12 protein-coding genes are annotated in these 14,606 nt (G+C 35.6%); 4 read left to right on the plus strand and 8 right to left on the minus strand.

Annotation, left to right across the window (positions count from 1 at the left end; all coding sequences use genetic code 11):
* Positions 1-138: 138 nt before the first annotated feature.
* From ABIB30_RS01145 to ABIB30_RS01180, 8 genes are all read right to left on the minus strand, one after another.
* Positions 139-1,734, minus strand: a complete 1,596-nt coding sequence (locus ABIB30_RS01145) for a tetratricopeptide repeat protein (protein ID WP_354298906.1) — start codon at positions 1,732-1,734, stop codon at positions 139-141.
* Between the two features lie 45 nt (positions 1,735-1,779).
* Positions 1,780-2,469 carry a hypothetical protein gene (locus ABIB30_RS01150; RefSeq protein ID WP_354298907.1) on the minus strand — a complete coding sequence of 230 codons (690 nt, stop codon included), beginning with the start codon at positions 2,467-2,469 and terminating at the stop codon, positions 1,780-1,782.
* A 26-nt stretch (positions 2,470-2,495) separates the two neighbouring features.
* Entirely contained in the window at positions 2,496-2,810 is a 315-nt protein-coding gene (locus tag ABIB30_RS01155) for a hypothetical protein (protein WP_354298908.1), read from the minus strand.
* Positions 2,811-2,845: 35 nt separating this feature from the next.
* Complete coding sequence (locus tag ABIB30_RS01160; protein WP_354298909.1) at positions 2,846-3,661, minus strand: hypothetical protein; 816 nt, start codon at positions 3,659-3,661, stop codon at positions 2,846-2,848.
* 35 nt (positions 3,662-3,696) lie between these two features.
* The gene (locus ABIB30_RS01165) at positions 3,697-4,782 is read right to left on the minus strand and encodes a hypothetical protein (RefSeq protein WP_354298910.1); all 1,086 of its coding nucleotides are present in this window, start codon (positions 4,780-4,782) and stop codon (positions 3,697-3,699) included.
* 169 nt (positions 4,783-4,951) lie between these two features.
* Entirely contained in the window at positions 4,952-6,910 is a 1,959-nt protein-coding gene (locus ABIB30_RS01170) for a sensor histidine kinase (RefSeq protein ID WP_354298911.1), read from the minus strand.
* The gene (locus tag ABIB30_RS01175) at positions 6,910-7,659 is read right to left on the minus strand and encodes a LytR/AlgR family response regulator transcription factor (RefSeq protein WP_354298912.1); all 750 of its coding nucleotides are present in this window, start codon (positions 7,657-7,659) and stop codon (positions 6,910-6,912) included. Before ABIB30_RS01175 ends, ABIB30_RS01170 begins: the two co-directional genes overlap by 1 nt.
* A gap of 172 nt (positions 7,660-7,831) precedes the next feature.
* Positions 7,832-10,513 carry an ATP-binding protein gene (locus tag ABIB30_RS01180; RefSeq protein WP_354298913.1) on the minus strand — a complete coding sequence of 894 codons (2,682 nt, stop codon included), beginning with the start codon at positions 10,511-10,513 and terminating at the stop codon, positions 7,832-7,834.
* 222 nt (positions 10,514-10,735) lie between these two features.
* Between ABIB30_RS01180 and ABIB30_RS01185 the strand changes: the two genes are divergently transcribed.
* The 4 genes from ABIB30_RS01185 (at position 10,736) to ABIB30_RS01200 (ending at position 14,551) form a co-directional block, all read left to right on the plus strand.
* Complete coding sequence (locus tag ABIB30_RS01185) at positions 10,736-11,479, plus strand: SRPBCC family protein (RefSeq protein WP_354298914.1); 744 nt, start codon at positions 10,736-10,738, stop codon at positions 11,477-11,479.
* A gap of 161 nt (positions 11,480-11,640) precedes the next feature.
* Positions 11,641-12,861, plus strand: coding sequence for a TolC family protein (locus ABIB30_RS01190; protein ID WP_354298915.1), 1,221 nt, complete (start codon positions 11,641-11,643; stop codon positions 12,859-12,861).
* Positions 12,862-12,924: 63 nt separating this feature from the next.
* Positions 12,925-13,521, plus strand: coding sequence for a sigma-70 family RNA polymerase sigma factor (locus ABIB30_RS01195; RefSeq protein WP_354298916.1), 597 nt, complete (start codon positions 12,925-12,927; stop codon positions 13,519-13,521).
* A 76-nt stretch (positions 13,522-13,597) separates the two neighbouring features.
* Entirely contained in the window at positions 13,598-14,551 is a 954-nt protein-coding gene (locus tag ABIB30_RS01200) for a FecR family protein (RefSeq protein WP_354298917.1), read from the plus strand.
* Positions 14,552-14,606: the final 55 nt, after the last annotated feature.

The raw sequence follows: 14,606 nt of genomic DNA on the forward strand, positions 1-14,606 counted from the left end.
AAGAAAAAAAGCCAGCTGCCGTAAACTATTATTCGCAGACTTCAAAGTGAAAATCGCTGTTGATCATCTATTATTCGAGCCAATTTATTTTATCCGGGACAAACTCATTGCCAGTCGAAATGTAGTTTAATTAAACATTTACTTCTTATTACATGTTTTTAGCAGTGATTCTTCTATTAAGAACCCCATTTTTTTTGCCATCAGCAAATCGATACAGTAATCATTTTCACCTGAAATTTGCTTAACAAGTCCCCTGACATAATAAAAAGAACCTTGGTTTTTGTCTAAAGCAATTGCGGTATTACAATCACTTAGTGCTGAAATAATATTGAGATTTTCTTTCTGTGACAATGTCTTTTTCTTCGGTTGCCAATGGAGGTGAAAAGGCTGGTCTGGTAAGTTGGAAACCAAACTAAAACTTGTCTTTTTTACTTTCTCAGTAATGCTTACTCTGGCTAAAGCGCGGTTTACATAGGCTGGGGCATAGTTTTTATTGATCTCAATACTCCTGTTAAAATCTGATAGTGCAAGGTCGTAATGGTTCAATCCTAAGTAAATAACTCCTCGCCTGTTAAAATAGGTTTCTTTATTAAAATTGATTTTATTCGGCGCAACTGCTAAGGCCTCATTCATTTTTATCAAGGCTTCATTAAAATCCTCAAGATAAATCTGACACTCTGCAATATTGTAATAAACAGCTGCTATTGTAGCCTTATAAAATGCCTGTGCATCTATACGATTAGCAGTGGATGCAAAGCGATGATTATTTTGTATTTCTGCACTTAAATTCCCCTTATTTTCTAACGATAAAGCATAATTTAACAAAGCATTTTTATAATCTCTTAAAGCAAGGCAGGTATTCCCTTTAAAAGATAGTATCATCGCATTTTTAGGGAATTTTTCTAAACCTAAAGTATACATTTTAAGCGCCTTATCATATTGTTTTAAATTATAATACGCTATACCTCGCTGGTAATAATAGCTTGCGCTGTTAACATCGCAAAAATCTATTATTGATGCTTCAATGGCTTTTGTCAGTGCTGGATTATCAATTTTTCCCTTTTGTAAAAGTGCTTTAGCAGTGCCATAATCTTTACAAGATGCGTCCAGATTCTCTAGTTCGTAATAAACTTCTGCCCTGTTTAAATAAGCTGAAATATCTACAGGATTTAATTTAATAGCTTGCGAGTAGTCCTGTAAAGCATTCTCTTTTTGATTTAAACGGCTATAAATCAAGCCACGTTCCAAATAATTATCAGTATTTCCAATCGCTAGTTTTATTGCTTTGTTATAGTCCGACAATGCGCCAGAAAGATCACCAGTGTACTCTTTTATTTTTGCCCTGTTTGAGATAATTAATGCATCTCCTGGCGCCATATTAACCGCCTTATCCAGATCTGCTAAAGCTTGGCTAAAATCTCTTTTACTGGCACTAATACGTCCAATATTCATATAGCAACGTGCACATGCCGGATTAACTACCAAAGCCTCACGATAGTATTTTTCGCCAAGCTCGAAGTTCTTCTTTTGGAGATAATATGATCCCATCAACCGCAATAATGTGTCACTTTTGGGATGCTTTTTCACCTCCTTTTCCAGATATAGGATTATTTTTTCTTGCTGGCCAGTCTGAAATAGCGAATCAGTAGTCTTTTCATAAACGCTTTGAGTTTGAGCTGAAGTCTTGACTATCAATAGAGAAAATACTAAACAAAATATGAGTTTGAATTTCATAAAGCAAATGGATAAGTTATTACTCCTTTGGAAGAAAGACATTTATTAAAAATCCTTTTCAAAAGGAACATAATTTTGTAATTTGGGCAATGGCCTGATCAGTTTTTTCTCTTTTCTTTTAAGAGTGACGGTACCAGTATCGTAACGTTCCTCTTTGTAAAAATGAATACCTGTTGACAGGTTAAAATCTTCTTTGTAAAAGGTACCTAAACCATCAGAACCTTCATGTTTAAACCCGACTAATTCAAAATTTCCATGTTGATATCTAAATTTGTGTAAAAACATTCCTCTTGTTAACTGATTTTTGATGGTAATCACATTTTCATTGATGGTAATAGTGTCAAAACCAGCATCCGACCGTAATCCATGTTTACCGTTTGGAAACTGGGGGCTAATGATCTTATCTGAAACCACAATTAGTTTATGCTGACCACCAGGCTGAGTAAAAAACACCTGTAATTTATAGGGAGCAGTATCATCTACAGTATCTTGTGTTACGATAACCAAATCAGCTAAACCATCATTATTTAAATCACCTTTACTTTGCACTATTTTTTTCCAGTTCTTTGGGATCACAATATCTGATTCTGTTATTGAACTTGATATTGCAACAATAAGATTATCTCCCTGTGCAAATAAACAGCCAGTCGGAGTATATAACAAAATTGCCAGTACGCAATATTTTAATTTAAAAATTGCGGATAATGGCTCTGATTTCTTTGTTGAATTTTGCATGAATATCATAATATTGGTGCTAAGTTTTACTTTTTGCTAAAGAAAGCCAGGACCATAAACAATAGAACTACAGTGAATAAAATGATTATTAAATTGATATTTCTTAAATAAGTTTTCCTTTTAAAAGCTAAAACAATCGTATCTGCCAATAGTGCTAAAAACCATAAACCAAATAGTACAGGAAAAACAAAAGCGACATAAGAATAGATTAACACGTAAGTTTCCCCATCTTTATGCGCACTATTTTCCAATACAACAGCACAAATCAATTCTATGATAACCAGGAAAACAATTATTCCAACTCTGGTATTAAGGTGTTTTGACAAAGGTTTATTATCCATTTTTGAGTCTATATAGGTTAATGTTTTTACAATTATCAATACTTTTTGAGGTGAATATATTTTTCATCACTACACTCGCCAAGTTTCGTATAAGAATTCATTGCATTACCGTAATTTTGTATTATAATTTCATTATCGCTCAATAAGCCCTCAACTGTTGTTGGCAGGTTTTCGATTTTTTGACCTTCATCTTCAGGATCTAATCTGCTTATATCTCCCCTATACCCGGCCCATTCTATTCCATTTAAATTGATATATACGACCTTTTCGTTTAAGCTTCTGCTGAATGTAACTTTACCCTTTAAAGTTCTTTTTGTACTTTTAAAATGATAATAATATCCACCTTTACTTTTAGAAATTTCTATAGTTAAGTTACAGCCTTCCTCTTTAGCCAATCTGTAGGTTCCAATTAAGGTTTTGGGCAAAAGAGGAATACTTTGATTAGTTTGCTTTAATTGTACTGGAAGAAGTTTTCCAGTTGATAAATCCTCCCATTTACCAAAAAAAGTGTTTTTAAGAAGCTGACACGTAATTTTAGCTCTTTTAATATTCTGGTAATCCAGCTCATACAACACAACATTACCATGATTAATATTTCCAATCAAATTAATCTCCACACCTATTTTATTATAATAATAAAAACCCGTTAACTGCCCATTTTTATTTTTCAAACTAAAAACTACATCTATTTTGTTATTTATCGTACCTACAAATGTTCTATTGAAATCATTTTCAGGCAGACCCGGTTCATCAGCTTCTGCAAAAGCGTACGTAGAACTGTAAGAATTTACAATGACAAGCAGTAAAAATAACAAGCGCAATTTGTTCATATAACTATATTTTTTGATCAATATTTGAATAATTTGTTTATTATTTCATTCAATTTTCAGTCTTGATGAAAGCTCTTTTTGTTTCGATGTTTAGCGCTCACATACTGAAGAAAGTATCTCTGTAAGGCTAAAGGGAAAAGATTCCCGCCTGAAACCTTTTTGGCCTGGAGTCTGCAATCATCTTCGTTCTCACAACTATAATTTAAATGGCACAGATAAGATAGGTTTTTATAAAATATAATATAAGATACTTTTCGGTCATACTCCTCACTATTACCACAATAATAAAACGGAATAATAACCGCACTTAAACCATTTATTTTTCGCACTATAACTTCTTGTGAATCAAAATATATTAAGCTCATTTTAGCTTCAGGATAATCATAAAGCACTTTCATCACTCCTTTACTATTTGTCAATTTAGCCTCAATAGTACATGAATCTGCATCCCATGGCGGGATATTTGAAGCACAGGGATTAAAGACATTTACTTGTAAAACGTTTTTACCAAGCGTATTTGTGAAAGTTTTTCTTGATATCTGTGTATTACTTTTCTTAATTAGCAGCGCTTTATGAGCCTCGAAAATATTTACACTTAAATCCTGGTATTTTAAAAGAATATCGTCACTATAGTCTGATAAATAGATTACTGGCAAAATCATTTTTCGTTGAATGGGAGGCATTTTAATCAGCTTGTCTTTTTTCAAATCGTAATAGTTCCAATTGGCGATATAAATATTGGTTAGCATATCAATAATAGATTCACCACTACCATCATTATTTGCAGGACCAAATTCATACCTTTTCATTTCAATGAGCTGTATTTGTCCAGTATATTTATTATAGGCAAATTCACTGTCGTAACCGGTTCGCATATAGTTATTACTAAACTTAAATCCTTTTTTGGTAGCATGAATACCAGATGATACTTTTTCAAAATCAAAAGTTTTGCTCGATACCGTTTTGAATTGCTGTGTAGATAGTTTGCAAATTAATTTTGCGCTGTTTCTATCGAAAATCACACTGTCCTCTACCAAATCTTTATCAAGATCTATATGTAAAGTATCAAGCTTATCACTTAAAGTTGCAAAAGTTTTTAGCATCGCTAACAGCAGACAAATGGTTAATAAACGGACTTTCATACTATTTATCCCTTGATATTTATTTGGATTTGAGTTTCGACATTCGCATGAATCAAATCCATCAGTTAACTAAAAATACAACCTCTGTTTTATAATGATTTCACAACCTATTATTCGTTAACCTTTACTAAGTATACGTCAGCCCGGTTTTATTATTTGTAAAGAGTTTTTATCCGATTTTAGTAGCCATGAAAGGGATGGTGATCGTAATTTTAGTTCCTTCACCAGATTTACTCTTCACAATAATACCTGCAGGCAGCCCAGTTTCTTTGGCCAGGATTGCCAATCGTTGTTTGCTGATAGTGGTTGATAATGAGGTGTGTTTTTCCATCTCAGGATGGGTTGTAATCCCTTTACCATTATCAATAATGGTCACTTCCAGTAAATTATCATGAAATATAAAATCAATGCAGATACGCACTTTCTTAGCATTCTGGTCGATGCCATGTAACAATGCGTTCTCTACAAATGGTTGCATTAGCATGGGTGGTATGTAAATGCTATCTAGTTCTTGTTGGTCATGGAGATTAATTTCATAATCAAAGGCGTCATCAAAACGCATTTGTTGCAAGCTTAAATAATTTTCTAAAGTTTCAACCTCGTCACTTAAAGGAACCAGACTTTCTCTGGAAAGTTCCAGGCTACTACGCAATAGTCTTCCAAACTGGTTTAAATATTTTAGCGTTTTCTCTTTCTCATCAAACCTTACAAAACTTTGTAGTGCAGATAGCGTATTGAATATGAAATGAGGTTCCATTTGTGTGCGAAGCAAACGCTGCTCAAGCTGTGTTTTTTCATTTTCATTTCGAAATGATTTTTGCTTCTGTATGTAATAAATTAATGCGGCCAAAACACCAGCCAGCAAGGTTGCCAATGCAGATAGCGCCAGCCATAAGCGATTACTCTGAAGTCTTTCCTGAGATAATGCAACAGTAGCATTCAAATTAATAATTGATTTATCCTTTGCCTGCAGATTGATAACTGTGCTCATTTCGGAAATAGAGCGGGCACTTTCAATTTCGTAAATGCGGATATTATTTTGCAAAAGCAATTCTTGCTCTCTTTCAGCCCTGGCATATTGTTTAGTCGCAAACAAATAGTTAACAAGGTTTTTATGCAAGGACAATGCCTGTTCGTCATCTATTACATTGGGATACTTCTTTTTGAATTCTTCACACTTTTTCAGATAGTATGAACTACTATCTATTTGTTTCTGATTGATAAATAAGGATATGATATCCGAATAAATAGAAAACAGACTACCAGAAGTAATACTATTTGCAGTTTCTCCATTTTTGGTTATATCAGTAAGATTCAATGACAGACGCTTTCTATTGTAAAAGAATACAGAATCAATTTGATGTTTTTTTATAAAATAACCTACTTTCCTGTCTGCGATAAAAATTTCTTTTTCAAGATCAGGTTGCAGTTGGTAAACTGTTTCCATTTTTTTTATATAGGTATGAAGGGAATCCAGATTACTATTGGAGTTGAAAAAACATAATGCCATTTGGCTATAACCTCTAAATTTAGCATCAATATCATTTGGCAGCTTTGGTAACAAGGCAAGGGCCTTTCTATTGTATTCAAAAGCAGTTTGAAATTGCTTTAGTCTTGCACTGGTTTGTGCAGCTGCAAAATAGACCGAAGTTTTCGCCTTTGGTAAAACATCCAATGTGCTATCTGCATAAAGAATTTGGGCGGCTCTGTTAAGATAGTAATTCTCCTGATGGAGTTTTTGCTCTTTATGTGCGATATTGCCGAGTCCGGAATACAACAATACCATTTCTGCATCGTATCCAGCTTGATTCTCCATTAGTTCCCAGGCTATGTGCATATGGGATTTGATAGAGTCCAGTTTATTTTTGCCATAAAAGACTCCTGCAATGTAATAATGTATTTTGGATTGTAAAACTGGATCATTAATATAGTGTGGATCCTTTATTTGCTCATTCCAGAAAGCCAGTCTACTATCAAGATCTGCATTTTTCTTTTGTACCTCGGCCGTGTCTCTTAATGCTGCGAGTTTTCTTAGCCTTCCCTCATTTGAGACCTTTTTTTCTTCACGCTTGCAGGAAAAGCAGCAAAGTATAACGAGTAACCATACGATTTGATAATCACATTTCATTAAACAATCTGTTTGAAATGCTGTATAATGTAATCTCTTCTTCTGCTAGCCACCGGTATTTCAGTTTTATCTTTCATTACAATGGTACCAGCCTTCAAGAATTTATCGATATGCAGGACATTAACCAAGTAAGATTGATGCGGTCTTAAAAACCACTTTTCCGGCAATAGTTCATCATAGAACTTTAACGGTTTAGAGATCATCAGCTTCCGTCCTTCTGATAAGAAAAAAGTAGTATATCCCCCATCGCTCTGGCAATAAATAATCTCCTTAAGTTGTAATATCTGCAAAAAATCCAAAGAATGTAAAACTATCCTGCTCTCCAGGTTAATATCCTTGTATTCCACATTATTTTTCACAATAGCCAATTGCTCACTCAACTGTAAACTTTCAATTTCTTTATCTCGTTTAATACTGTTTAATACCTCTTTTAACTCCATTTCATCTAATGGCTTTAATAAGTAATCCAAGGCACCGTATTTAATCGCCTTAATAGCAAAATGACTATATGCGGTAATAAATATAATTTTAAAAGAGATAGCCGCAAGTTGGTTTAAAATATCAAATGCAGTACCATCCACTAACTGGATATCCATTAAGATAAGCTCTGGTCCAGTAGCTTTAATTAGTACCAAAGCATCTTTAACATTGGTAGCAGTACCAAGTAAAATAAGCTGATGATCTTGTTTAATAAACCACACTAATTCTTTAAGAACCGCAGGTTCATCTTCGATAATTAAAATACGCATCAGTAGTGTAAATTTATAATCTCAAAAACTAAGTGATTTTCCTGAAAGATAAGTAGTATAGATTTGAAAATGAAATAAATGTTTTAGCTGATACAATCGAAACTATGATAACCAATGTTCGATGGATCAGCTAAAACTTTCCAGTCTTTAGGATATCAAATCAGGTAAACTATTAAAATCCGATCTCCAGTGCTGCTGTTTTTGGAATTAACGGAAGTCTGAAATGGAAAGTTGACCCTTTTCCAAGTTCACTCTCTATTCCTACTTCACCACTATGTCGTTTTAATATTTCAGAAGAAATAAATAAGCCAAGGCCTAAACCTTCAAATCGCATAGCCGTACTATCAACCCGGAAATAACGATCAAATAACCTGTTGATATGGGAAGGAGCAATACCAATACCGAAATCCTTTATAGAAACTGAAACATGTTCATCATCCAGGCTACTATTAACCAGGACAAATTTCCCTTGAGGAGAATATTTCACCGCATTGGTCAGGAAATTATTGATTACCTGTTCCAGCCTGAACTGGTCACCAGTAAATTCAAAATCACAACATGTCTCCAGTATAATCTGATGAGAAGGAAATATATGCTGAGCACTCTCTATAGTATCAGTTAATAGTTTTTTAAAACTAAACGGAGCCATATTATACTCAATCTTTCCCGCATTTAATTTAGTTACATCAAGCAAATCAGCGATCAGTTTCTCCAGCTTGGTAATATTATCAGAACATTTAATCACAAACGCATTTAACCTATTCTGATCTTTAGTCTTAACAATCAACTGATTGAAAGCCTTTATACTTGTTAATGGAGTTTTTAACTCATGGCTGGCAATTGATATAAATTCGTCCTTCAATTGCTCATTGGTTTTTTGCAAATGAATATCTGTATTTGTACCAATCCATAAAGTTATGTTGCCATTCTCTATTAAAGGAAGCGCTCTTGCAAGATGCCACCTATAAGTTCCATCATTAAATAACAAACGGAATTCGACTAAATACTCTTTACCATTTTTTAGCGCATCTGCCCAACTAGCCAAAGCCGCTGGCAAATCATCAGCATGAATGAATTTTTGCCATCCATGACCAATAATCACTTCATTCTCATAACCAAAATCAGTACATACCCTTTCATTCAAATAATTCAGCGCACCATCATGTGATGCTGTCCAGACCTGTTGAGGGATAGAATTCAATAAAAATTTAAAGCGGTTTTCACTCTCTCTGATCTTTAAAACCATTTGTTCTAACTGATCCTGCGTAGTTAGCAATTCTTCATTCGTACTCAACAATTCTTCATGTGAAGCTGCTATTTCCTCACTGGTTGCAGCTAATTCTTCCATTGATGCCTGAAGTTCCTCATTTGTAGCAGCCAGTTCTTCTGAAGAAGCTTGTAGCTCCTCTACAGTTGCGGCTAATTCTTCTGACGAGGCCTGAAGCTCTTCATTAGTTGCGGCAAGTTCTTCTAATGACACCTGAAGTTTAACTTCACTCCTTTCCAGCAATTGTCTTGCTGTCACAGTGGCTGTAATATCGATAACTGTAGCTAAAATTGATTCCACCTGACCATCCTTATTCTTCAGCGGATCATAAGAAAAGTTAACATAAATTTCTTTAACCGATTCATCTGAAAGTACAATTTTTACCGGTACTTCAGGCATGGCCACACGAATTCCGGAATCAAATACATCCTTCAATAATTGTGGAAACTGCTGTCCTTCCAGTTCTGGAAATGCTTCAATTAGTCTCTTGCCTAGTACCTCATCTTTCTGACGATGCCAGGTGTCGGCAAGCATGGCATGGTTTGCCTGTTCAATGATGAGATCTTTACCGTTAAATAGTGCCATTGCCACAGGGGTCGTCATGATCATCTCATTCAGCCTGTGTTTTCCCTGTTCTATTATAATCCTTGATTTAACCTTTTCTGTAACATCCGTTGCAATGACGATGACTCTTCCTGTCTGACCAGATTCATCTAATAAATGCTTACAAATAAAGTCAGTATAAATTTCTTCTTTCCTTCCATTAATTTCTACTATTCCCCGAACTTCACTTCCTACGTAAGGAATGCCACTTTCAATTACTTCGGCCAATGACGAGAAAAAAGAAGGTTCATACAGATCAGGGATAGCTTTATAAAGTGTATTTCCTATAATTTTACTTGATTTTTCCCAGGTTTTCAGTAAATATTGATTAGCAGATTCAATGATAAGATCAGTCCCATATAACACGCCAATAGCTACCGGAGCATCATTGATAAGATAGCGTAGATTATTTTCACTCCTGGCCAGACTTTTTGTCCTTTCAACTACACGGTCTTCCAACACAGCATTAAGCTTATAAAGCTCCTGTTTACTATTATTTAATTCTTCATTAATAGCATGTAATTCTTCATTTAAAGACTGCTCATTTTCTAAATTAACAAGTAGTTGCTTCTCATTCTCCAATGCCTGTAATCCTAAAACGCGCTCTGTTACGTCTGTTGCATAATGTAAAATGCAATAACTTTCACCCTGATCATTTTTCACAGCTTTATACTCGTAATCATAGTAGGTCGTTTTTAAAACACCATCTGATTCCAATACTGCAGGCACACCTTTCCCAGTATTCATTACACCCGTTTTTAAAACTGTTCTTAGCAGATCAATATAAGGCTGGCCTTGTAATTCCGGAACTGCCTGAGCTAATGGCAAACCAATAATAGATCTGTCCTTTCCCCAAAAGCGGATCATAGCATCCGTTGCTGCTTCAATAATTAAATTGTCGGTAGTATATATTGCAGTGGCAATATGCGATGTAGAAAATATATCAAGAAGTTGATTACAGCTCAATAAGGTTGTTTTATTCATCAGAATTAAAAAGAAGCGCTAAAATAAATTTATTTTTAGAAACCCGTAAATTTAATTACTTCAGCTACTAAAACCTAACAGCAAAGATTTATTTCCGAAATCCTCAAACCTTATTCACCTAATTTGAACTATGGTTATTCCAGTAAATGTTTTGGGAAATAATTTTTCATAATTTTTAAACCAAAGTACACCCGCTTTGTTCTGTACTACAAAACTGGACATATGAAAAACGAACTGAGCACTCAAATCATCGACAAATTAACAGCTTTTGGCTTTCAGTCAACAGGAAAGGAAAATATCGACGGGGGCGAAAGAATCGTTTCGCTGATAGCCGGAACATGGCTGGTCTATAAAAGTATAAAGAAAATCGGGAAGCACCCATTTCTGGGAATTCAAGGTGCAGCAGCAGGCGGGCTTATGCTTTATCGTGGCGCTACCGGGTTCTGCCCAATCTACAAGCAACTGGGAAAAGATACGACCGATCCACAAGCGATCAATATTACTGAGCATATCACCGTCAATGCACCAAAAGAAGAAGTATATGCCTTTTGGCGTGACCTTTCCAATCTGCCAAAATTCATGAAACACCTCAAAAGTGTAGTAGAAATAAATGATGAAGTATCCCTATGGGAGGCCAATACACCAGGCGGTTTGCTGGATCTGACCTGGAATGCCGAAATCACCCGTGAAGAAAAAGGCGTGTACCTGGGCTGGCAATCCCTTGAAGGATCTATGATTGACAACGCAGGTAAAATAGAATTCAAAAACTCTTTAAATGGTACAGGCACAGAGATGCAAATTGAGATCGATTACTTCCCTCCCGCTGGCAGTGTAGGCAGAGGGATCACTTCTTTGTTTAATGGAATATTTGAACGTATGATCCGTCAGGACATCCAAAATTTCAAATCCTATGCAGAAGCAGCAGACTTCAAAGCATATGCGGGTCTTTCGGAACAGGACAGCTAAACAACGAACATGTTTTAAAGTAAAAGGTCTCCCCATACAGGAGGCCTTTTACTTTAAAACATGAAATGTTATCCGAATATCAAATAATCACATTAATAACTTTAAAAAGAATTTCCGTGAGAAAAACTTATACCATTTTTTTGATTTTACTTCTGAATTCTATGTTTTTTCAAGCCAGTGCACAATTGGATACCCTGAAGATTACGTTTCCTGGTGCAGAAAAAACTTTTTTAGAAAATAATATTAGCCTGATCGCACAAAAATATAATATTCAGGTTTCAAAAGCTCTGATACAACAAGCAAAGCTTTGGGATAATCCCTATTTAGCGACAGATCAAAATCTATACGACAATACCCGCAAATTTTTCAATCATACAGATGGTAACGGAGAGGTATACCTTGTAGTAAGTCAGGTAATTAAAACAGCTGGAAAACGAGGGAAAGAAATTGAGCTCGCTAAAGATCAGGCAGAAATTCAAGAAGCTCTTTTTAATGATTTGATGCGCAATTTACATTACAACCTGCAACTCGATTTTGCACAGCTTGCAAACCTGAATGATCAGGCCAAAGTTTATCAGAATGAGCTTAGTGCAGGTGATCAATTGATTACCAGAATTGAACACACTTATAAAACAGACAAGACGAAATTCAAAGATTATATCCGGTTAAAAGCGCTGCTTTTTGGTTTAGAAAATGATAAAATAGAAAACAGCAGGCAGATTAATATTTTAGAAACCGAACTTAAAGTATTACTTCGTACAAAATCTACTGCCTTCATTGCTCCAATTGTCAAACAAGCCAAAACAGAGACGGTAAAATTAGAGCTAAATAAGCTTATCAATCAGGCAAAAATTCACAGGGCAGATTTCCACTCTTCGGGCCTCGCTTTTAGTTATGCTCAACATAACCTCGAATATCAAAAGGCATTAGCTGTGCCTAACATAACTGTTGGTATAGACTATGACCATACAAATAGTTATTCTAAAGATTATTTTGGCATGCAAATAGGATTTCAATTACCATTTTTTAATCGAAATCAGGGTAATATCCGTTCTTCCCGTTATGTTGTACAAAATAAAGAAAGTCTGCTCAAAGAAAATGAATTAAGATTGGAAAATGCCGTAGTATCAACTTTTCAACAATATGAGCTTAGTAAGCAAGTGCTTTCCAGCAGGCATACGGAGTTTAATGAGCAATACGATCAGTTATTTAAAACACTCCTGCGGGACTATGAGAGCGGAAAAACCGGGCTGGTTGAATTTGTAGACTTCTTTGACTCTTATAAAGACACCAAACTAAAACTTTTACAACAAGAATTCAGTCTTCAAAAAGCTATTGCTGATCTGAACTACACCGTAGGTACAACTGTAATTAAACCTTAATTATAACAAATCCTTAACATACCACTACCACCAACCAACCATTAAACTCTCTAATTTTGGATCGTGGACTTCAATCATACCTCTGATACCTACTTAATCGCTGCGATACAAGCAAACGATCAGGCCGCATTCCGTTTACTCTATGATAAATATTGGAAAGTCCTGTACCTCAGGGCTTGTAAAGGAGTAGACGAAGATGAAGCTAAAGACATGATACAAGAAGTAATGCTTTCGGTCTGGAACAGAAGACAACATATCCAGGCAACAGAAAAAGACGATCTTGGAAAATATCTTTTCACAGCTTTAAAATACCGTATAATCACCTATTACGCACACACTTCTGGTCAGATCAGAAAATCTGAACTCCTGGAAATCCAAATGGATACAGCTCCCGACATTCTGCTCGAAAACAAAGAACTCAAAACCGTTATTGAGGCCGCAGTAGAAAAGATGCCAGGTAAAATGCAGCAAATATTCCGCATGAGCAGAGATGAAAATTTTTCTATCGCTGATATTGCTGCTCAGCTTAACCTCTCCGAACAAACCGTGAAAAATCAAATCGGACAAGCACTAAAAAGACTCCGTACCACAGTCCTTGATCACCACAAAGGTGACTGGGTAATTCCCGTGTTTATGATTTGCTATTTATCCGCTTCATAAAAACTTAACACACACTTCACACACTGCGTATAGTACCTAAAACCACTTTTTTAGATAGTAGGTTAAAAGGATAGTTATGAACAGTACCAAGAACAGGCAATTGTTAAAAGATTACCTGCAACATAAAAACTCAGAAGCCGAAAAAGAAGTAGTAGACAACTGGTATCAGCAATTGGATGATGTAGAAACCATGCCAATGGATGCTAAAAAAGAAGCACAGGTTAAAGAAGAAATCTGGGCATCCATAACACCCGGACTAAAAACAGGATCCAGAAAGATCCGTCTGAGCTGGCTAAGAGCTGCTGCAATCCTGACGACTATAGGATCATTAGCTTTATTGTTCTGGAAAACACCAGTCCCGGGAAAATCTGCGAAAGATGCCTGCCCCGGAGGCTGCTTTACAACTGTTTCTACCCAGACCGGCGAAAGAAAAAATGTTACCCTGCCTGATGGAACAAACCTGATGCTAAACAGTGTTTCCACCATACGGATAGCACAGAACTTCCAGGCTAACCGTCTCGTTCAATTGATCGACGGGGAAGTTTTCTTTGATGTAAAACACGATCCTAAACATCCTTTTATTATCAAAAGCGGACGGTTAACCACCCAGGTACTCGGCACTGCGTTTAATATCCGTGCCTATAGCCAGCTTGGAAAAATGACTATTGGCGTACTCCGGGGTAAAGTTGGTGTGCGGGTAGACAAACAACACAGTCATTTTTTAATAAAAGGACAACAAATGAACTATCAGTGCGATGATCAAACTATACAACTCATGCCCCTGGATGAACAAAATATGAACTGGCAAAAAGGCAACCTGGTCTTAAACAATGCCTCTTTTGAAGAGATGTCAATCCTGATGACCAAAAACTTTGGTATCCAGGTTTATACCAACCAGCAAAATCTCAAAACAAAACATTTCACAACAACCATAAGCACCGCTACTCCTGCATTAAAAGCCATGGAGATAGTTGCGGCAATACATCAGTTAAAAATTAAAAAAAGGAGGAACGACATAGAAATCTACTAATAAAAAAAAGACAGTTGCGCTAACAACTGTCTTCATTTTTAAGCCGTTAAGGGCA

Source organism: Pedobacter sp. UYP1 (genome assembly GCF_040547305.1).
In the GTDB taxonomy this organism is placed as follows: domain Bacteria; phylum Bacteroidota; class Bacteroidia; order Sphingobacteriales; family Sphingobacteriaceae; genus Pedobacter.